This window comes from Bradyrhizobium sp. P5_C12 (assembly GCF_054049735.1).
The window spans coordinates 115,250-134,990 of sequence record NZ_JBFULU010000019.1 but is presented as its reverse complement, the minus strand read 5'-3'; the positions used below and the strand labels follow the sequence as shown (position 1 = coordinate 134,990).

General features: G+C 64.0%; 21 protein-coding genes and 1 tRNA gene. 15 read left to right on the top strand and 7 right to left on the bottom strand.

Annotation, left to right across the window (positions count from 1 at the left end):
• Nucleotides 1–104: 104 nt before the first annotated feature.
• On the bottom strand, nt 105–533 hold the full coding sequence (locus ACXJMY_RS19065) for a hypothetical protein (RefSeq protein WP_456620877.1): 429 nt from the start codon (nt 531–533) through the stop codon (nt 105–107).
• 370 nt (nt 534–903) lie between these two features.
• Nucleotides 904–2,226, bottom strand: coding sequence for a tyrosine-type recombinase/integrase (locus ACXJMY_RS19060; protein ID WP_456620876.1), 1,323 nt, complete (start codon nt 2,224–2,226; stop codon nt 904–906).
• 362 nt (nt 2,227–2,588) lie between these two features.
• Between ACXJMY_RS19060 and ACXJMY_RS19055 the strand changes: the two genes are divergently transcribed.
• The gene (locus tag ACXJMY_RS19055) at nt 2,589–2,975 is read left to right on the top strand and encodes a hypothetical protein (RefSeq protein WP_456620875.1); all 387 of its coding nucleotides are present in this window, start codon (nt 2,589–2,591) and stop codon (nt 2,973–2,975) included.
• An 86-nt stretch (nt 2,976–3,061) separates the two neighbouring features.
• Here ACXJMY_RS19055 and ACXJMY_RS19050 read toward each other — a convergent pair whose 3' ends face one another.
• Nucleotides 3,062–4,105 carry a polysaccharide deacetylase family protein gene (locus tag ACXJMY_RS19050; protein WP_456620874.1) on the bottom strand — a complete coding sequence of 348 codons (1,044 nt, stop codon included), beginning with the start codon at nt 4,103–4,105 and terminating at the stop codon, nt 3,062–3,064.
• Nucleotides 4,106–4,357: 252 nt separating this feature from the next.
• On the opposite strand from ACXJMY_RS19050, the gene ACXJMY_RS19045 reads away from it, so the two are divergent.
• Together ACXJMY_RS19045 and ACXJMY_RS19040 are read left to right on the top strand one after the other, a co-directional pair.
• On the top strand, nt 4,358–4,681 hold the full coding sequence (locus ACXJMY_RS19045) for a hypothetical protein (protein WP_456620873.1): 324 nt from the start codon (nt 4,358–4,360) through the stop codon (nt 4,679–4,681).
• 168 nt (nt 4,682–4,849) lie between these two features.
• Entirely contained in the window at nt 4,850–5,062 is a 213-nt protein-coding gene (locus tag ACXJMY_RS19040; protein WP_456620872.1) for a hypothetical protein, read from the top strand.
• A 155-nt stretch (nt 5,063–5,217) separates the two neighbouring features.
• Here the strand turns inward: ACXJMY_RS19040 and ACXJMY_RS19035 are convergent, their stop codons facing one another.
• On the bottom strand, nt 5,218–6,906 hold the full coding sequence (locus tag ACXJMY_RS19035) for an MFS transporter (protein ID WP_456620871.1): 1,689 nt from the start codon (nt 6,904–6,906) through the stop codon (nt 5,218–5,220).
• A gap of 137 nt (nt 6,907–7,043) precedes the next feature.
• On the opposite strand from ACXJMY_RS19035, the gene ACXJMY_RS19030 reads away from it, so the two are divergent.
• From ACXJMY_RS19030 to ACXJMY_RS19000, 7 genes are all read left to right on the top strand, one after another.
• Nucleotides 7,044–8,414, top strand: a complete 1,371-nt coding sequence (locus ACXJMY_RS19030; protein WP_456620870.1) for a hydrolase — start codon at nt 7,044–7,046, stop codon at nt 8,412–8,414.
• 34 nt (nt 8,415–8,448) lie between these two features.
• The gene (locus tag ACXJMY_RS19025; RefSeq protein WP_456620869.1) at nt 8,449–9,816 is read left to right on the top strand and encodes a cytochrome P450; all 1,368 of its coding nucleotides are present in this window, start codon (nt 8,449–8,451) and stop codon (nt 9,814–9,816) included.
• A gap of 50 nt (nt 9,817–9,866) precedes the next feature.
• Nucleotides 9,867–11,276, top strand: a complete 1,410-nt coding sequence (locus tag ACXJMY_RS19020) for a DUF5939 domain-containing protein (RefSeq protein ID WP_456620868.1) — start codon at nt 9,867–9,869, stop codon at nt 11,274–11,276.
• Between the two features lie 293 nt (nt 11,277–11,569).
• Nucleotides 11,570–12,058: a tellurite resistance TerB family protein gene (locus tag ACXJMY_RS19015; RefSeq protein ID WP_456620867.1), complete on the top strand. Its 489-nt coding sequence runs from the start codon at nt 11,570–11,572 to the stop codon at nt 12,056–12,058.
• Between the two features lie 228 nt (nt 12,059–12,286).
• Nucleotides 12,287–13,066, top strand: a complete 780-nt coding sequence (locus tag ACXJMY_RS19010) for an SDR family NAD(P)-dependent oxidoreductase (RefSeq protein WP_456620866.1) — start codon at nt 12,287–12,289, stop codon at nt 13,064–13,066.
• A gap of 129 nt (nt 13,067–13,195) precedes the next feature.
• Complete coding sequence (locus tag ACXJMY_RS19005; RefSeq protein WP_456620865.1) at nt 13,196–13,999, top strand: glutamine amidotransferase; 804 nt, start codon at nt 13,196–13,198, stop codon at nt 13,997–13,999.
• 99 nt (nt 14,000–14,098) lie between these two features.
• A complete protein-coding gene (locus tag ACXJMY_RS19000) occupies nt 14,099–14,911 on the top strand; it encodes an enoyl-CoA hydratase (RefSeq protein WP_456620864.1) in 813 nt (270 codons plus the stop codon).
• A gap of 104 nt (nt 14,912–15,015) precedes the next feature.
• On the opposite strand, the gene ACXJMY_RS18995 is transcribed toward ACXJMY_RS19000, so the two are convergent.
• Nucleotides 15,016–15,091: transfer RNA gene (locus tag ACXJMY_RS18995), tRNA-Ala, on the bottom strand.
• A gap of 179 nt (nt 15,092–15,270) precedes the next feature.
• Here ACXJMY_RS18995 and ACXJMY_RS18990 point away from each other — a divergent pair.
• Genes ACXJMY_RS18990 through folD form a run of 3 tightly spaced genes read left to right on the top strand, consistent with a single transcriptional unit; the run spans nt 15,271 to nt 16,785 of the window.
• Complete coding sequence (locus tag ACXJMY_RS18990) at nt 15,271–15,567, top strand: YggT family protein (RefSeq protein ID WP_247352886.1); 297 nt, start codon at nt 15,271–15,273, stop codon at nt 15,565–15,567.
• Nucleotides 15,567–15,899: a DUF167 domain-containing protein gene (locus ACXJMY_RS18985; protein ID WP_456620863.1), complete on the top strand. Its 333-nt coding sequence runs from the start codon at nt 15,567–15,569 to the stop codon at nt 15,897–15,899. Before ACXJMY_RS18990 ends, ACXJMY_RS18985 begins: the two co-directional genes overlap by 1 nt.
• 1 nt (nt 15,900) lies before the next feature.
• Nucleotides 15,901–16,785 (top strand): bifunctional methylenetetrahydrofolate dehydrogenase/methenyltetrahydrofolate cyclohydrolase FolD, encoded by an 885-nt coding sequence (gene folD / locus ACXJMY_RS18980; protein ID WP_456620862.1) that lies wholly within the window; start codon nt 15,901–15,903, stop codon nt 16,783–16,785.
• A 109-nt stretch (nt 16,786–16,894) separates the two neighbouring features.
• On the opposite strand, the gene ppa is transcribed toward folD, so the two are convergent.
• Both ppa and ACXJMY_RS18970 read right to left on the bottom strand, forming a co-directional pair.
• Nucleotides 16,895–17,431: an inorganic diphosphatase gene (ppa, locus tag ACXJMY_RS18975; protein ID WP_456620861.1), complete on the bottom strand. Its 537-nt coding sequence runs from the start codon at nt 17,429–17,431 to the stop codon at nt 16,895–16,897.
• A gap of 179 nt (nt 17,432–17,610) precedes the next feature.
• Complete coding sequence (locus tag ACXJMY_RS18970; protein WP_027533231.1) at nt 17,611–18,120, bottom strand: GNAT family N-acetyltransferase; 510 nt, start codon at nt 18,118–18,120, stop codon at nt 17,611–17,613.
• Nucleotides 18,121–18,386: 266 nt separating this feature from the next.
• Between ACXJMY_RS18970 and ACXJMY_RS18965 the strand changes: the two genes are divergently transcribed.
• Nucleotides 18,387–19,277 carry an alpha/beta hydrolase family protein gene (locus tag ACXJMY_RS18965; RefSeq protein WP_456620860.1) on the top strand — a complete coding sequence of 297 codons (891 nt, stop codon included), beginning with the start codon at nt 18,387–18,389 and terminating at the stop codon, nt 19,275–19,277.
• Nucleotides 19,274–19,741, top strand: coding sequence for a DUF2269 family protein (locus ACXJMY_RS18960; RefSeq protein WP_456620859.1), 468 nt, complete (start codon nt 19,274–19,276; stop codon nt 19,739–19,741). Before ACXJMY_RS18965 ends, ACXJMY_RS18960 begins: the two co-directional genes overlap by 4 nt.

Below are 19,741 nucleotides of genomic sequence, written 5' to 3'. Positions count from 1 at the left end.
CTTTCAGAGACGAAGCCCATCAATTACGAAGAATTTTGCGGGATGACTTATCGGTCGAACAACGAACCGAAATTCGTGATCAAGGGCCGGTGGCTTACGAAAAGTCATTCACCGCGGCGCCGGTGGACTTCGGCCGCTTGCTGCAGCGCTCTTGTTCCGTAGGTTTCCTCGTGCATCTCGCGCACGACGTAGTCAAACTCGGTATCGCCGTTGTGGCTGCAGTACTCCTTTCCAGCCAGCCGAGCCCGRCGCAGCAATTCCTTCACCTGGTCGTTCCCAAGGGTCTTGCGAAGCTCTGCCCGCCAATCCTTCATGCTCTCGATATTGGTAGCAAAAGCTTTCGCCACGTCCGCCCAAATGCGCTCTTTTTTGACCCCGGTCTTTTCATATTCGTATTCAACGTAAGCTATCGCGGCCAGGCGTGCTCTTCGCGTAGTGAGTCCTAGGCGATCGCCGTTTGGAGCTGGATCCAACGGCGATAGCACTTGACCAAAATCCAGCGCCTCGAGAGCCTCGATTACATCTTTGGGCACTCCTAGGCCTGTGCCCATCGTGAGCAACAAATTCAGAAGGTAATGCCGCCCCTCCACTGGGCGGAGTTCGTAAGCGGCGTCCCTCTCGTGGGTGTGAGTATCATGCAACGGGCTGTCCTCGTTCTGACCTGCTGTGGGCCGAAGGCCGCTAGTTGCAAGCCCGCGCTGATGGTCCAGAGCCCACCCAGCTGTCAGATGGACTAGCAGCGCCGCGGCCGCGAGGGCTTCGCGAGCGGCTTTGTCTTTGCCGGCAGCTATGGCGTCAGGTGCCCCAGCCCGAAATTTTCTCAGGCCGGATAGCTGGTGCAGGAGGCCCGCGATCAGTGACGGATCAAAGTCGAATGGCGGCAACGGCTCGGGACCGCGGGTACTACGTGCGGGCAATCTTCTTCCTCGTTTTTTTCTTTAGAGGTGCGGGTTCCGGCGTGCCGGGCGACGTACTCGGTTCGCCCATTGCTCGCGCCAAATGGTTCGCAATGTGGTCAGAGGCGCGGCGAAGCGGGTCTGTATCCAGATGGGCGTACCGCTGAGTCGTAGATGCTTGGGTGTGCCCGAGCAGCTTGCCGATGATCGGAAGTCCCAGGCCCGCTCCTGCTCCAACGGAAGCATGGGTGTGACGCAGGTCGTGAATGCGCACCCCTTCCAATCCGGCGCGCCTTGCGACAGCTCGCCAAGGTTTCTTCAGGTCTGCCCGAGGTTTTTCGTCGTCCTCGCCTGCCGACGTACCGGCTATGACAAACTTGCCCGTTCGCGGGATCGATTTCAGCACCTCCAACGCAGGTCCATTCAGCACTATCGTCTTCTTGCCCGTCTTGCTCTTCGGCAGGAGCAACAGTCCGCGCTCGAAGTCGACCTCCTCCCATTTCAGATGAAGGATTTCTCGCAGTCGAGCGCCCGTGAAGATAAGCAATCGAAGTGCTGCGGCTGCGAAAGGCCCCATGACCGTTCGGCGCATGGCGGGCTTCGGGGCGTGTTTCGCGGTGGGCTTCTCGTCATCGACGTCGTACGGCAAGCCGATAGTTTCCGCCTCTCGAATGGCCTCCCCGATCCGGTTCAGCTCATCGGTCGTGAGGTATCGTTCTCGCCCCTCCTCAGGGAACGTCTCGATACCTCGACAGGGGTTGAATCCGGGTGGTACGGCGTGGTCTTTGGCGGCGAACGCGAATAAACTGCTAAGCACCCGTAGCAGCCGGTTCGCCTGGTAAGGTGTGGCCTTGAGTTTGCTGTGAAGCCGCTGAATGTCCGCCGAGGTGATCTTCTCCGCCTTGCGAGCGCCCAGTTCAGGCAGGGCAAGCGTTTCGAGCAACCGCCGGTAAGAGCTTGCAGACGATTGTGAGCGCTTCGCCTCGACGTGCTCGGTCAGAAAGCGTTCGGCGACGTCTGAAAGGGTGGCTGCACGCTTTTCTGCAGCCCGTAGGGCGGCTGGGTCCGCCCCGTGCGCCACGGAGGCGAGCGTCTTCCTGGCCAATGAGCGGGCTTCGTCCGGTGTCAGAGTGCCTATCCTGGCCAAGGTGATTCTGCGGGTGGGCGCGGCTCGACCGCTGCCGGCTCGGTACTTCACCACATAGGACATGGCCCCGGTGGTTTGAACACGAACCCCAAACCCGGCTAGATTGGTGTCCCATATGAAGTACTCGCGCTCCTGCGGCGCGAGGTTATCGATGAGCCGCTTGGTAATCTGAAAAGTCGACATTCGGGGACCACGGGACCACTGCGGAACCACGAATCAGAAATATACAGCACATCCGCGGAACCACAGTAGCACTATATCAGCCTGAAACAACTAAACTTTTGGACTTTGAGAAATCTCAATCAAAGGTCTGAAATTCAGGACCTTGTAATTCGTAATGACGGGGTCGGGGGTTCGAATCCCTCTTGCGGCACCAGCGCCCCGAATTCATCCGATCATCACAGACAAGCGTCTTAACCAACGCATCCAGCTGGCATGAGCGTGCGCGAGTTCAAGATCGTTCGGTCGCCTGCGTGATCGCGATCACATAATGTGGCGCGTATCTCCCATAGCGTCCCGGTCACGCCAACACGGGGAGATTTCACATGCGCAAGATCATTCTGGTGACCGCCATGGTCCTGGCTTCCGCATCCGCCCAGGCCGCGGGCCCACGCAGCCTGTCGCTGGCCGCGGCGAGCGAACAGGCCTCGGCTCCGCAAGCGACGGCGACAATTGCCGCGACGACGCAAGTGAGTGAAGCCGCACCCGTCACCGAAGCTCCGAAATATGTCGACCGTCCGCCGGCGATCTCGGCCCCTGCGCCTGCCGCGGCACCGGCTCCCGCCGCAACCACGACGACTTCAGCGCCTGCCGCGACCGTAACGCAGCCTGCGCCGAAGACCACGGCGAAAGTCAACAAGCCGAAGCACAAGCGTACCTGGACCGAAGGCCGCATCATCAGCGAGCTGCATCGCCACGGCATCTACTGGTAAGCGGCGATTTTCCTTCCCCGAAACGCCAATGGCCGGGCAAGAGCCCGGCCATGACCCGTATTGAGATAGAGCGATTTGATCCGAGGTTATTGCGAGACCGTCTGCACCACGCTTCCGATCGGACGCGCGCTCGAGGTCGGCACCTTCAGATCCTTCAGCAGCGCCTCGTCATATTCCGGCAGCGTCTGGAAGGTCGTCTTGGCCTTCATCTGCACGACCTTGTAGCCGCCGGCCTTGAGGCGCGCGAGCAGCGTCGGCATCGCTTCGCCGGTGTGCTTCTGGAAGTCGTGCATCAGGATGATGCCCTTGCCGAGCTTGTCGAGCCTGGTCATCACGGTCTCGACGATCTTCTCCGGCGTGGCGCCCTTCCTGAAATCGAAGGAGTCGATGTCGGTCGAGAACATCGCGACGTTGCGGGTGCCGAAATAGCTCACCATCGCCGGATTGTGCTGAAGCTGAGGGAAGCGGAAGAACGGCGCCGGGTTGGTGCCGAGCGCGAACTTCACCGCGCTGAAGCCTTTCTCGACCTCGTCCTTGACCTGGCTCTCCGTCATCTTCTTGCTGTTCAGGTTGACATGCGACCAGGTGTGGGTGCCGACCGTGTGGCCCTGGGCCAACACCTGGCGCAGGATTTCCGGATGATAGGTCGCGTGCTTGCCGACCGAGAAGAACAGGCCCTTGGTGCATTCATCCGCGAGCGCCTTCAGCACCGCGGGCGTGTTGACCGGCCACGGACCGTCGTCGAAGGTCAGCACGACCTCCTTGTCGGTGAGGAAATCGAACTGCTTGAAGTGCTCGAAGCCGAAGCCCGGTCCGCCGGTGGTGTCGATCTCGACCACCCGGGCGACGCCCAGCGCGTTCGGATTGGCACAGGTCGATCTCTGCTGAATCGGGACGGCCGGTGCCGGCAACGCGGCCGGTGCCGCCGGCTTGCCCGCGAGCGCCGCGGTGGTCTCGACGTCATCCTTGGCGGCGAGTTTCGCCGGTGCCGGCAGAGGATCGGCGGCACGGGCGGCCATTGTCCTGGGAGCGGCCTGATCGGCGCGCGAGGAATAGTAAAACCAACCGCCGGCGGCGATCACGACCGCCGCAACTACACTGGCCAGCATCAGGCCCAACGCATTACGCATCGCTACTCTTTCCAATTACGCAACCAAACCGGCGGAATTTCCCGCGCGCCCGGCTATTAATGCGAAGGACCGGTTAACGTGACACCAACACGACAGCGGATGCGGAGGAATTTCAGGGGAGTACGCCAAAGTGACCGACGTCACAGTTGGGGTCCAGCTTGTGACCGTCATCACAGTGGAAACTGTTTTGCTGGAGCATCGTAGTTCCCATCAACAAGGGGCCCGCTCGGGCGGTGCCAATGGGAGCTTCAAATGACCAAGTCTCTGAATACCAAGTCCCTGACCGCCAAGACCTTGAGTACCAGGATCCGCGACACCAGCCTGGCTCTGGGCTTTGCCGCCGTCGTCTCGATCATCTCGACCAGCTCGAGCTTCGCCTTCTCGTCCGAAGCCCAGCAGATGTGCACCGGCGATGCCTTCCGCCTGTGCTCGTCGGAGATCCCCAACATCCCGAAGATCACCGCATGCATGATGAAGCATCGCTCGGATCTGAGCGCCGGCTGCCGCGCGGTGATGGACAAGGACCTCGCCAAGGGCGCGTCGCGCAAGGTCGCTGACGCCCAGGACAGTCATTAAGCGCGCGCGGCGTCTCGATCGTCGCATTCAGCAAGCTCCCCTCGCGATGTGTCCGTGAATGCCGGGGACGCGCAGCGCCGCAAGCTCGCCTGTCAATAAAGCCGTTGCGGCCCCGGGATCGTCGCTCTAGCTTCGCCCGCACATCTTCCGGGTTAGAGGCATTACGCGATGACCAGATTTCTTTTCATTATTCCCTTACTCCTGTGCGCATCGGCCGCGTCCGCGCAGCAGCCCGGCCACGATGCCTGCGCGCGCGACGTCACGCGCTTCTGCCGCCCCGTGATGAACAATGGCGATCAGGCCGTGCTCGCCTGCCTGAAGCAGAACCGCACCCGCCTCAGCAAGGGCTGCGACAAGGTGTTGACCGATCACGGGCAGTAAGTGTCTTTGTCGTCCCGGCGAAGGCCGGGACCCATACCGCGCGATTTATCGATAGAGCGCGACTAGCTGTACAGGACTCGGTCGCAACTCCGAGTCTTCGCCAAACTTTTGCCTGTGGTTATGGGTCCCGGCCTTCGCCGGGACGACGGCAGTGGCTACGTGCTGCTCCCCGCCGCGGACGCGACCACCGGCAGCACTTCGTTTGCCGCGCGGTCCGGCGTCTCCTCCTTCCAGCGCACCGAGCCGAACGGGCGCTCCAGCATGCGGCGGATCCGCACCGGGTCGGGGCCGATGTGGAAATCGATCGCGCTCTGGTGCAGCGCGCGTTCGGACTGGGTCGAACGGTTGCGCTGGCGCAAATAATCGAACCAGGTCGGGCAGTGATAACGCTCGGTCCATAATTCGGGGTCGGCGATATCGCGCGCGATCGACCAGCCATAGGCGCCGTTGCGCTGCCTGGAGAGCTGCACGTCCTGCATCACATTGTGGAAGGCGCGCGCGTTCTCTTGGGCGACGCGGTATTCGATTTCGACCACCAGGGGGCCGCTGCGGCCGGTCAGCGACAGCTTCACCTCCGGATCGGCCAGCACCTCGGCGTCCTCGTTGCGGGCGCCGACGCGCGGCATCGCCAGCCAGATTCCGAGCAGGGGCGAGATCAGCATCAGGCCGGCGGCCACCAGCAGCGCGACCTCGACGCCCGCATAGTCCGTGAGGTGGCCCCAGCCCCAGGCGCCGATGGCGATGCCGCCGGAAATCGAGGCCTGGAATGCCGCGAGCGATCGGCCCGCGACCCAGCGCGGCGCCGAGAGCTGCACGCCAATATTGAACAGCGCGACGGCTGCCATCCAGACCGCACCCGCGAGCACGAGCGCGGCTGCGGTCAGGACCGGTTCGGTGCTCAGGGCCAGCGCGGCCATGGCGAAGGCCATCGAGATGGTGCAGGCGCGGATCGCCGCCTCGCCGCTCATGCGCTTGCGCAATTCGTGGATGTTGAGCGCGCCGACCACCGCGCCCATGCCGAAGGCGCCCAGCATGATGCCGTAGGTCTGCGCGCCGCCATGCAGCAGGTCGCGCGCGATCAGCGGCATCAGGGCCATGATGGCGCCGCCGATCAGGCCCATCACCAGCGTGCGCAGCAGCACGATCTTGATCGGCGGCGAATTGGTGATGTAGCGGAAGCCCGAGACCATGGCGCGGTTGAGCTTCTCCCGCGGCAGGCGCGAGGGCTCGGTGTTGCGCCGCCAGAGCAGCAGCACCACCAGCAGCGGCAGATAAAGGATCGCGTTGCAGGCAAACGCCGCCACCGCGCCGAGCGAGGCGACGATGACGCCGCCGACCGCGGGACCGAAGCTGCGCGCAATATTGTAGCTGATGCCGTTCAGTGCCACGGCTGACGGCAGGGCTTCGGGCGGAACCTGCTCGCTGACCGAGGATTGCCACGCCGGCCCGAACAGCGCGTTGCCGCTGCCCACCACGAAGCAGAAGACGAGCAGCGTTTCCGGGGTGATCAGCTTGAGCCAGGCCAGCAGCGTCAGCGCAGTCGCGCCGATCAGCGCGATCGCGAGCGAAATCAAGGTCACGATGCGCCGGTCATACATGTCGGCGATGGCGCCGGCCGGCATCGAGATCAGCATGATGGGCAGCATCAGGGCGGTCTGCACCAGCGCCACCTTGTCGGCCGAGGCCGCCATCTGCGTCATCGCCCAGGCGGCGCCGACGCCCTGGATCAAGAGGCCAAGATTGGAGAGCAGGCTGGCGAGCCAGATGCGCCGGAACAGGGTGTACCGCAGCGGCGCGGTGATGCCGTCGGCGGCAATTTTCTGACGGTTCGTCTGCTCGGTCATATCCCCTTCCATGAAGTCTGGCAGAAATGGCTTCGGCGATTCCGGCGGGCTCAGTGATGCCCGCGAAAGTCCTTCGCTGTCCAGTGGTTAGGCCGCTATAAGCGGTGCAAAGACTTAGGTTTTGCGGAGGGGAACAGATGAAACTGTCGCGACGGACGATCCTGCAAGGTACCGCCACATTGCCCTTCGCGGTTGCGAGCTTGCGGATGGATGCGCTGGCGCAACCCGCGCCCGCGGCGCCGGGCTCGGAGGTGCCGCCGATCCTGTTCGTCCACGGCAACGGCGACTACGACGCGCTCTGGATGACGACCTTGTGGCGGATGGAATCGAACGGCATCGCGCACGACCGCATGATGGCGATCAATTTCACCGATCCCAATGCGCGGAGCGATGACAAGGTCGAGCAGGCCAACCGGTCCTCGACCGAAGATCAGCGCCGCGAGCTCGCTGCTGCGATCGCCGAGCTGAAACGCCGCACCGGTGCGCCCCGCGTGGCACTGGTCGGCAGCTCGCGCGGCGGCAACGCGATTCGCAATGTCATCAGGAACGGCGGTGCGGCAGATGTCAGCCATGCCGTGTTGTGCGGCACGCCCAATCACGGCGTGTTTGCAACCGACGACACGCCCGGTAACGAGTTCAACGGCCGTGGCGCGTTCTTGCGAGGCCTCAACGAGGGCGAGAGCGAGGTGACACCGGGCGTTGCCTTCCTCACGCTGCGCAGCGACGGCATCGACAAATATGCGCAGGCCGATGGCCGCTTCATCGGCAAGCCCGGCGTACCGACCGGTATTACCGCCGAGGGGCCCGAGCTGAAAGGTGCCACCAACCTCGTGCTCGGCGCGCTCGACCATCGCGAGGTGGCGTTTCACCCGAGAGCTTTCCGCGAGATCTACAAGTTCATCGCCGGCCGCGAGCCCGCGCGCATCGCGATCATGCCGGAGGCTGGCGTGAAGCTGAGCGGGCTGGTCACGGGCACGCCGGGCGGCGTGTCGACCAATCGCCCGGTCGCGGGCGCTATGGTCGAGATCTTCCGCGTCGATCCCGAAACCGGAGAGCGCAAAGGCGCTGCGGTGCACAGCTCAAGGACTGGCGCCGACGGCCGCTGGGAGCCGGTGCAGGTCGATCCCGCCTGGCCGCTCGAATTCGTCCTCGCCTCGCCGGATGCGCCAACGACGCATTTCTATCGCTCGCCGTTCCCGCGTTCGTCCGACGTCGTGCATCTGCGCGCCGCGCGCCCGCTCGGGCCGGCGGACAAGGACGCCGGTGCGGTCGTGATCATGTCACGTCCGCGCGGCTATTTCGGGCTGCCGCGGGACGTGGTGCTGTTCGATGGCAAGGAGCCGGCCGACGTGAAGCCGGGCGTGCCCACGGATGCGGCAGCAACCCTGCGCCTTCCGGCCTCCGAGGCCGGACGTAACATCGTGGCCCAGTTCGGCGAAGAACGAATTGTGGCACGCGCCTGGCCGGCTGCCGAGAACAGGATTGCGATTGCCGAGCTGACTTATTAGCTATTTGCCTGCGTCACCCCTGCGGGAGAGAGCCATGAACATCGCCAGCGTGCGTCGGCCCATCGTCCCTCCGACCCCGCCGCGCGCCCCGGACGACATGTCGTTCCTGGGCCGGCTCGCGGTGATCAAGCAGAACATGATCGCGACCTGGGGGCAGCGCGCCTACGAGGAAGACGTCATCCAGGGCCGCTTCTTCTTCCGCAACAGTTTTATCCTGAATCGTCCGGACGCGATCCGGCATGTCCTGCTCAGCAACTACGAGAACTATTCGCGCACGCCGGCCGGCATCCGCATGCTGCGCCCCGTGCTCGGTGACGGCCTTCTGATTGCGGAAGGTCATTCGTGGACGTTTCAGCGCCGCACCCTTGCACCGGCCTTCACGCCGAAGGCGACCGCCAATCTCGTCCCGCACATGACCGCGGTGCTGGACGAGACCATCGCGAAGTTAGATGCGCGCAGCGCCGAGGCCGTCGATCTGCGCGAAATCATGCAGCGCATGACGCTCGAGATCGCCGGCCGCACCATGTTCTCGTTCGGCATGGACCGGCATGGCCCGACCCTGCGCAACTTCGTCATGGAGTATGGCGCGCGGCTGGGCCGGCCGTATTTGCTCGACATGGTGCTGCCGGTGTCCTGGCCGAGCCCGATGGATTTTGCCCGCGCGCGTTTCCGCAAGCGCTGGACCGAATTCGTCGCGATGCTGATTGCGGAGCGGCGTGCCGCCGGAAAGAAAGATGGGGCGCCGCCGCGCGATCTGTTCGATCTCATGGATGCTGCGCGCGATCCTGAAACGGGCAACGGTTTTTCCGACGCGCAGCTCGTCGACGAGGTCGCGACCATGATTCTCGCGGGCCACGAGACCACGGCGACGGCGCTGTTCTGGGCGCTCTATCTGCTCGCGCTCGATCCGGACACGCAAGAGGAAGTGGCGTCCGAGACCCGCGGCGAGCATCTCGACAGCATCGCCGACATCGATCGCCAGAAGTTCACCCGCGCCGTGATCGAGGAGACCATGCGGCTCTATCCGCCGGCGTTCCTGGTCGCGCGTGCCGCGCGCGAGAAGGACAATGCGGCCGGCGTCGAGATCGGCAAGGGCGACATCATCATGATCGCGCCATGGCTGCTGCATCGGCACGAGAAGTTGTGGGATCAGCCGAACGCCTTCATTCCAAAACGCTTCATGTCGGCTGAGGCGCCCGATCGCTTCGCCTATCTGCCGTTCGGTGCGGGTCCGCGCGTCTGCGTCGGGGCGCCGTTTGCGCAAGCCGAATCCGTGCTGGCGCTGGCGCGGCTGATCGGCGCGTTCCGCGTCGAGTTGGCCGACACGACTCCCGTCATTCCGTTCGGCGTCGTCACGACCCAGCCGGATCATTCGCCCATGTTCCGCGTCACGCGCCGGTGACAGGCGACTGTCTGGCCAATGGCGTGATCCACCCTAGATAGAGTTGCGCCATGAGCGATATTCAAGCCCAATTGTCCGTTCTGAAGCAGACCGCCGATGCGAAGGTGGTCGACGCGATTCAGCATCTCATTGACCACGGCGAGGATCACGAGCTCAACCGCGTCAATGTTCTCGACTTCGCCAGGCAGCACAATGTCGACGAAGAGCGGGCGATCTCGGGTTTTCTGCATTCGGCGCGGCTCGGGCTGTTCGATCTCGGCTGGAACGTGCTGTGTCCGGGGTGCGGCGGCGTGCTCGGCGCGCACTCGACGCTGAAGGCACTCAAGCCCGATGATTATCACTGCGCGCTCTGCGCCTGCGGCTACAAGGCCTCCGTCGACGACCAGGTCGAGGTCTCCTTCACGGTGAACCCGCGCGTGCGGCGCATTGCGGCGCACGATCCCGACTCGCTTCCGGTGTGGGACTATTTCAGGCAGGTGTTCTGGAGCTCCGGCGTCGACTTCAACAAGGAATCGTTTGCGACGCTCGCCAACGAGGTGACGCTGGATACGCTCGAGCTGCCGGCCGGCGAGAAGGCGACGATGTCGCTGCAACTGCCGAGCGACTTCATCATCATCTTCGAGCCGGTGACGCACGCGGCCCAGTTCATCGACGTCCAGGGCGAGCCGACCAAGGACCGCCAGCAGCTCGCCATCATGTACAACAAGGTGCAGGCTCCAACGGGGACCGCGACCCTGCGGCCGGGCCCGTTGCGGCTGTCGCTGGAGAACCAGGCCGGCGTGCGGGTGCTGCCGTCGGTGTTCATCGCGGCCGAGGCGCTTCACCACCTCATCGGCAAGCGCAAGCCGTTCCTCACCGCCAAGCGCATGCTGTCGAACCAGACCTTTCGCGACGTCTTCAAGGCGGACAATCTCAGCCTCGACCAGCGGCTCCAGATCACCTCGCTGACCTTCCTGTTCACCGACCTGAAGGGCTCGACCGCGCTCTACGAGCGGGTCGGCGATCTCGCTGCCTTCGATCTCGTGCGCGCACATTTCCATGCGCTGCTCGAGATCATCTCCTCCGAGAAGGGCGCGGTGGTGAAGACGATCGGCGACGCCGTGATGGCGACCTTCGTTCGCCCGGAGCACGCGATCGTCGCGGGCCTGCGGATGCGCGCGGCGATGGACGTGCTCAACAAGCAGCGCGGTACCGCCGATCTGATCGTCAAGATCGGCATCCATGAAGGCCCTTGCCTCGCGGTGATGCTCAACGAGCGGCAGGATTATTTCGGCCAGACCGTCAACATCGCCGCCCGCGTGCAGAGCCTGTCGACCGCGCAGGAGATCCACATCACCGGTCCGGTGCTGGACGCGCCGGCCGTGGCGGAAGTGCTGAAGCAGCGTGAGATCAGGCCGATCCAGAAGCAGGCCGCGCTGCGCGGCATTGCCGACAAGATGGTGGTGTACGAGATACCGTAAGATTTATTTGATGTCGTCCCGGCGAAGGCCGGGACCCACCGCGTGATCTCTGGAATGGGCGGGATGTTCGTTGCGATGGTCCTCACCAAACCACGTCCTGTGGTTATGGGTCCCGGCCTTCGCCGGGACGACATCGGTGGAATCGGCTATCTCTGCGCGCGCTAACACCAACCAGATTGCCGAAACGTAATCAGCGCGCGGGACCGACGCATGTTGCGGCGGCCGAGTTTCCCACTCATATATTGGCTTGTAGCGGCCGCCTTCCCGCGGCTTCATCGATATCGGTGAGTCTCATGCTCGACGGCCTGCGCCAATTCATCGCTGACATTGTTGCCCCCCAGGCGGGAGACCGCGCCTTCGGCGGCAGCGACTACCGACTGGCGGCAACCGCGCTGCTGGTTCACGTGGTTTCGCTGGACGGTCAGCCGTCGGCCGCCGAGCAGCGCAAGCTGCACAGCCTGATCGAAAGCCATTTCGGGCTTGATCGCGGCACCGCCGATCGCCTCATCGCGGATGCCACCCAGGTCGAGGGCGAGGCGGTCGACCTCTATCATTTCACCAGCGTGATCATGCGCTCGCTCGACGAAGAGGGCCGCAAGCGCATCGTCCAGATGATGTGGGAGCTGGTCTATGCCGACGGCCAGGTCAGCGAATTCGAGGACAACGTGGTCTGGCGCGCGTCCGACCTGCTTGGGGTCTCCCAGCGCGACCGGATCGACCTGAAGCATGCCGTCGCGGACCGCGCCGGTAACCAGGTGAAGGACGGCGCCGTCGGCGGCTGACCCGTCTCAGCACGGCGGGGCTGCGGGCCGTGCCGACCACATGACGAAATTTTAATGTAATCGCCGGCGGCTCCGGTGCCGGATTCGTTTGAAAATCGGCGGATTTCCGGCGCTCCCTGCCGGCCGTTCAAGCGGCCATGCCGCAAGCCAGCTTGCGTGTCGCGCACGGCCTATGCTCTCGTTCCGCCATTGCGGGGGCAAAAAACGTGAATTCAAGAGACTTCGATCGTGACTGAGCGGGTAACGCTGATTACCGGTGCCTCGGCGGGCATAGGCACGGAGCTGGCGCGCGTGTTCGCCGCCAATGGACATCGCCTCGCATTGACAGCGCGCAGGGCCGACCGGCTGGAGGCGCTCGCCAACGAGCTCTCCGCCAAGGGCGGCAAGAAGCCGATCGTGATCGCCTGCGACCTTCAGGAAGCCGATGCCGGCGACAAGATCGCGGCGGCGCTCGTGGCCGAAGACGTCGAGCTCGATCATCTCGTCAACAATGCCGGCTTCGGCGTGTTCGGGGATGCGGTCAGGCGCGACCGCGGCGAGCAGCTCGGCATCATCGACGTGAATATCCGTGCGTTGACGGAGCTGTCGCTGCGCTTCGCCGACCAGCTCATCCGCAACAAGGGCGGGATTCTGAATGTCGGCTCGGTCGCGGGCTTTCTACCCGGCCCGGGCATGGCCGTGTACTACGCGTCCAAGGCCTATGTGATCTCGTTCACCGAGGCCCTGCGCTGCGAGCTCGGCAAGCGCGGTGTTCGCGTCACCGTACTTTGCCCGGGTCCGGTGCCCTCGGAGTTTCAGGCCCGCGCGGGGTTTGCGCCCGGATTCGATTCCGCGATCCTCAATGTCTCCGCCGCCGACGTTGCGCGCGATGCCTATCGCGGCCTGATGGCCAATAAACGGGCGGTGCTGCCTGGTCTCGGCATCAAGATCGTACCGTTCCTGCTGCGATTTTTTCCGCGCGGGTTCATCCTGGCGGCGGTCGGCCGATTCCAGATGCGTAAGCGGTAGCCGCGGCGGACGTCCCGCATTGGCCCGGAGCTTGCTTCCATAATCGGTGTCGTGTGTGCGCAAACTCACACGAAATTAACGATCGCTTAGTTATGCTGGCGGTCTGAGCCGATAGCATTTGGAAAGGCAATGTCGTTCCGGACGGACAGGTTTGGTGGTGCAGAGGTGGTGCCCTTCCCCAGGCGAAGGGTCCTTGGCGCATCCGCCGCCCGTTCTGAAGCCCGACTGCCGGTCCTGATCGTCCTGCATCAGGAATCCTCGACGCCCGGCCGCGTCGGCAATGCGTTCCGCGCGCTCGGCCATCGCCTCGATATCCGCCGTCCGCGCTTCGGCGACCCGCTGCCGGAGACGCTCGAGCGACATGCCGGCGCCGTGTTTTTCGGCGGCCCGATGAGCGCCAATGATTCCGACGACTACATCCGCCGCGAGATCGACTGGATCGAAATTCCGCTCCGCGAACAGCGGCCGTTCCTCGGCATCTGCCTCGGCGCGCAGATGCTTGCGATGCAGCTCGGCGCCCGCGTCGCGCCGCACGCCGACGCGCTGACCCAGATCGGCTATTACCCGATCCGCCCGACGGCGGCGGGACACACGCTCTGCCCGGACTGGCCGGCGAAGGTCTATCACTGGCACCGTGAGGGATTTGAGCTGCCGGCCGGCGCCGAATTGCTCGCCGAGGGCGACGATTTTCCGATCCAGGCATTCCGCACGGGCAATGCCTTCGGCGTGCAGTTTCATCCCGACGTGACCTACGCGATGATGCATTGCTGGACCACGCGCGGCTATGACGGCCTCAGCGCGCCCGGTGCGCGCGAGCGGCATCATCATTTCACGGATCGCGCGGTCTACGACGGCGCCGAACGCGCCTGGCTCGATCATTTCATCGACGGCTGGCTGGCGCGCCGGCCGGTGCTGGCGCAAGCCGCCGAGTGATCGCGCCTTCGCGCAAGCCCTTGCCTCATCCCTGAATATGCTAGGCTCGCCGCCAACGAGCGCGCGTGAAGGCGTGCCGAGAAACAGAGGGAGAGCGTCATGGGCTACGAGCACATTCTCTATGAGGTGAGCGACAAGATCGCGACCATCACGCTCAATCGTCCCGACCGCATGAACGCGTGGACGCCGATCATGGAGCGCGACGTGCGTCACGCGATGGAAGCGTCGAGCGCCGACGACAACGTCCGCGTCATCGTGCTCACCGGCGCGGGCCGCGCATTCTGCGCCGGTGCCGACATGGACGCGCTGAAGGGGCTCGATCCCAACGACGTCAGGCGTGCATCGAACCTGCCGCCCTTCGACATGAACCGCCGGCCCGACTGGCAGACACGCTATGGCTTCTATCCGTCGATCGGAAAGCCGGTCATCGCGATGCTCAACGGCGCGACCGCCGGCATCGGGCTCGTGCACGCGCTGTATTGCGACCTGCGCTTTGCCGCGGACAATACGGTGTTCACCACCGCCTTCGCGCGCCGCGGACTGATTGCCGAGCACGGCATCAGCTGGATGCTGCCGCGCATCGTCGGCCACGCCAATGCGATGGACCTGCTGCTCTCGGCCCGGCGCGTCGGCAGCGACGAAGCGCTGCGGATCGGACTGGTCAACCGGCTCTGCCCGCCCGAAAAGCTCCGCGAGGAGACCTATGCCTATGCGCGCGACCTCGCCGATTTCGTCTCGCCGAGCGCGATGGCTGTGATCAAGCGGCAGCTCTACGAGGTTCCGTTTCAGACGTTGGCGGAAGCGACGATCGAGGCGAATCGCGAGATGATGGTGGCGCTGAACGGGAGTGATTTCCGGGAGGGCGTGGCGAGCTTCATGGAAAAGCGGCCGCCGAGGTTTACGGGGAGGTAGGGGGAGATTCAGGAGGTAGCCCGGCTTCGCCCTTCGGGCTACGCCGCGGCAGCCTTCGCTACGAGAGGGCTTGCCGAGCCGAAGCAGGCGCAGCCTGCGAAGGCTGGTGGAGCCAGGCGGGATCGAACCGCCGACCTCGTCATTGCGAACGACGCGCTCTCCCAGCTGAGCTATGGCCCCTTTTTGCTGGCCGCTCTGGTAAATGCGGCCGACAACCGGGCGCCATTTAAGTCCCCGCCAAGGTCAAGTCAAGGACGGGCGTAACCTGGTTTTAGCCATCCGGAGGCCTGAACTTCCCTTGTTTGGGCCGGGGGGAACCGATATCTAGCAGTCATCCTCCCCTGCGAGCTCCCCATCAAATGCGCGCTATTCTCGAAATCATTCTGCTGATCCTGGACCTGTACGTCTGGCTCTTGATCGCTTCGGCCATCTTGTCGTGGCTGATCGCGTTCAATGTCGTGAATACGCGCAATCAACTGGTCGCAGCGATCGCCGAATTTCTGTACCGAATCACCGAGCCCCTGCTGGCGCCGATCCGATCGATCATGCCCAATCTGGGCGGTCTCGACATTTCGCCCATTATCTTGATCCTGCTGATCTATCTGATCGAGAAATTGATCGTTTATAACGTCATGCCTCTCGTCATCGGATATTGATGGAGCCTTGGCGCAACTCGACCACGGGCGTCAGCATCGCGTTGCGCGTGACGCCGCGTGGCGGGCGCGATGACATTGACGGGGTCGAGACGCTCTCCGACGGCCGCAGGGTGTTGAAAGTGCGCGTGCGTGCAATCGCCGATGGCGGCGAGGCCAACAAGGCGGTTGTGGCGCTGCTGGCAAAATCGCTCGGCGTGCCCAAGGCCAGCGTGAAGCTCCTGTCCGGGGCGACGTCGCGATTGAAGCAGGTCGGGGTCGATGGTGATCCGGCGCGGCTCGGCGAAGCCCTGCACCGGCTCATTTCGGCCAGATCACAGGGATCGGGGAACTGACATGACGGCCAAGATCATCGATGGGAAAGTCATTGCCGCGGAACTCCGCGCCCGCGTCGCCGACGAAGTCGCCCGGGTCAAGCGCGAGCACAATCTGGTGCCGGGGCTTGCGGTGGTCCTGGTCGGCAACGATCCGGCCAGCGAGGTCTACGTTCGGAGCAAGCACACACAGACCCAGGCGGCCGGCATGGCCTCGTTCGAGCACAAGCTGCCGGCCGACGTTTCGCAAGCCGACCTGCTGGCCGTTGTGGCCAAGCTCAACCGCGATCCCGCCGTACACGGCATTCTGGTGCAATTGCCGCTGCCGAAGGGCCTCAACACCGAGGCCGTCATTAATGCCATCGATCCCGCCAAGGATGTCGACGGCCTGCATCCGAACAATGCCGGCCGGCTCGCCGGCGGTTTCCAGGCGCTGTCGCCCTGCACGCCGCTCGGCTGCATCATCCTGGCCAAGAGCGTGCATGCCTCGCTCGAGGGCATGAACGCGATCGTCGTCGGCCGCTCCAACCTGGTCGGCCGCCCGCTGCTGCAATTGCTGCTGAACGAGAACGCCACGGTAACAATCGCGCATTCTCGCTCGCGCGATTTGCCCGGGCTCGTGAAGCGCGCGGACCTCGTCTTCGCCGCGGTCGGCAAGCCGGAGATGGTGCGCGGCGATTGGCTGAAGCCCGGCGCAACCGTGATCGACGTCGGCATCAACCGAATCCCGAAGGATGACGGCAAGACGCGACTGGTCGGCGATGTCGCCTATCAGGAAGCGCTCGCAATTGCCGGTGCGATCACGCCGGTTCCAGGCGGCGTCGGCCAGATGACCGTCGCCTGTCTCCTCGTGAACACGCTACGCGCCGCCTGTGCGCTCGCGGGGCTGCCGAAGCCGGCGGTGTAAGAGACGCCGTCGTTCCGGGCGCACGAAGTGCGAACCCGGAACCTCGAGATTCTCAGGTGCGCAATTGCGCACCATGGTTCGATGCTTACGCATCGCCCCGGAATGACGATCAGCCCTTCTTTTTCTTCTCGCGCTCGATGCCTTCCAGGATCAGCTTCTGTGCTTCCTCCGGGCCCCCCCAGCGCACAATCTTCACCCATTTGCCCTTCTCGAGGTCCTTGTAGTGCTCGAAGAAGTGCTGGATCTGCTGGAGCGTGATGTCCGGCAGATCGCTATAGGTCTTCACCTTGTCGTAGCGCTGCGTCAGCTTTGACGACGGCACCGCCAGGATCTTCTCGTCGCCGCCGGCTTCGTCTTCCATCAGCAACACGCCGACCGGGCGCACGCTCATGACGGCACCGGGGATGATGGCGCGGGTGTTGATGATCAGGACGTCGCAGGGGTCGCCGTCGTCGGACAGCGTGTGCGGGATGAAGCCGTAATTGCCGGGGTAACGCATCGGCGTATAGAGGAAGCGGTCAACCACCAGCGTGCCGGCTTCCTTGTCCATCTCGTATTTGATCGGCTCGCCGCCAACCGGCACTTCGATGATGACGTTGACGTCGTGGGGGACGTTTTTCCCGATCGAGACCGCATCGATACGCATTCAAGGCTCCGTTGTTGCCGAGGTGAAATCGCGCCCGGCAGCGATTTTGGCGCTGTCATACGCGGGCTTGGCCCCCCAATCCATCGTGTTTTTGTGAAATAATGAATCCTGCGATCACCGGCTCAAGCAGCAAACGGTATCGACGGATGGGAAGCGCTGCCGGCTAGACTTTCAGCAGCTCAATTGGTCCAGGCGAAGGCAACCTTGTCGAGCGACTTCGGCCCGAATCGCTCCGAGGAGCGCGCCACCATGCGGCCGCCCAGCGCCCGGTAGAACTCCGTCGCCGGATCGTTATCGGACAGCGCCCACACCACCATGCTCTTCAAATTGCTCTGCATGAGGTCGCGGCGCGCGGCGGTGAACAGGCGACGGCCAAAGCCAAGTCCCTGGAATTCCGGGCGAAGATAAAGTTCGTAGATCTCGCCGTCGAAATGCAGGCTGCGGGCGCGGTTGCGGCCGTAATTGGCATAGCCGGCGATCTTGTCGCCGAACACCAGCACGCTGACGCGGCTGCCCTTGCGGATCGCGCTGTCCCACCATTGCGGGCCGCGGCGATTGATCAGCTTTTCCAGCTCGGCGCCGGGAATGATGCCCTGATAGGCCGAACGCCAGGCTTCGTCATGGGTCGATGCCACCGCAGTTGCGTCTGCAGCTTTGGCCGGCCGGACCTCGATCAGGGTTGTGCTCATGGACGCAATCAAACCAAGTCGCCGCGTCGGCGGCAAGACCTATCGTTAATTATCGGTTAACCTGTGGACTTTCTGCATCAGTATTCTAACCGTGTTGTACCGAAAGAGGACAAAGCGCTGCCTTGAACGGCAATGGCTTGCCAAGCGTCGGTGCAAAACTGCTTTGCGGCAACCAATGAACGGCGATGGCACCGCAAAATGTCCGCCCAGAATGATTCGTTCTGTCTAGTCTGGCCCTCGCTGTCCGTGTTCGCCTTCGGCAATTCATGCGACTCTTCAACATCCTCGCGCTTCTGCCTCTGCTGGCCCTGCTGACCGCGCCGCCTCTGTGCGCTCAGGTCACGTTTGGTTCATCGGGCGAGGAGGGCGAGCCGTTTCGCCGTCAGCAATGGCGCGTGCCGTCGCCGGATACCGATATTGCCGCGCATGCCCTGCTGTTTCGTCCGCCCGGCGCGGGGCCGTTTCGGCTTGCGGTCATTGCGCATGCCACCACGCAGAACGTGCTGCGTCGCGCGCAAATGCCGCAGCCGGAATACCGCGCGCTCGTCGCGCATCTGGTCGCGCGCGGTTTTGCCGTGCTGGTGCCGGAACGGCTCGGCCATGGCGCGACCGGCGGCCGCTATGTCGAGGACCAGGGCGGTTGTGACGAGGCGGATTACGCGCGCTCGGGTCGCGCGACCGCGGACGAAATTTCGCGCGCGCTGGACTATGTGCGAAAGCAGGATTTCGCTCGCAAGGATGCGGCGATCGTGCTCGGCCATTCCGCCGGCGGCTGGGGCGCGCTGGCGCTTGCGAACGCCGATCCGAAGGCGATTTCCGCGATCATCGCGTTTGCGCCGGGACGCGGCGGCCACGCCAACGATGAACCGAACCGGATTTGCGCAGCCCACACGCTCGTGGCGGCCGCCGCGGAGTTTGGCAAGGCGGCGCGCATTCCCGTCACATGGCTCGTTGCGGCCAATGACAGCTATTTCGCGCCGGCGTTTTCGCGAGGCTTGGCGGATGCGTTTCGCGGTGGCGGCGGCAAGGTCGATTTCCGCAACCTCCCCGCGGTGGGCAGCGAGGGCCATTGGATGATCGAGCTCGAGGCCGGCGTCAAAGCCGCCAGCGGCGAGCTCGACCGTGCGCTGAAGCCGGTCGCGGGCGGGAAGCCATGACGCTGTATTTCCTGGTCAAATATCTGCATGTGCTCGGCGCCATCGTCATCCTCGGCACCGGAACCGGCATCGCCTTCTTCATGCTGACGGCGCATCGCACGCATGATGCCGAGTTCATCGCGCGCACGGCTTCGGTCGTGGTGGTTGCGGATGCGATCTTCACGCTGTCGGCCGTGATCCTGCAACCCGTCACGGGCGGTCTGCTGATGATGCTCTCGGCCACGTCGGTCACGGAGCGCTGGCTGCTCGCCTCGCTCGCGCTCTATGCCATTGCCGGTCTGTTCTGGGTTCCCGTCGTTTTCATGCAGATCGAGATGCGCGATCTCGCGCGCAAGGCCGCCGAACAGCGCACGGCTTTGCCGGAGCGCTACTTCGTCCTGTTCCGCCGCTGGTTCGCGTTCGGCCTTCCCGGCTTCGGCGCGACGATGTTGATCCTGTGGCTGATGATCGCCAAGCCGTTTTGA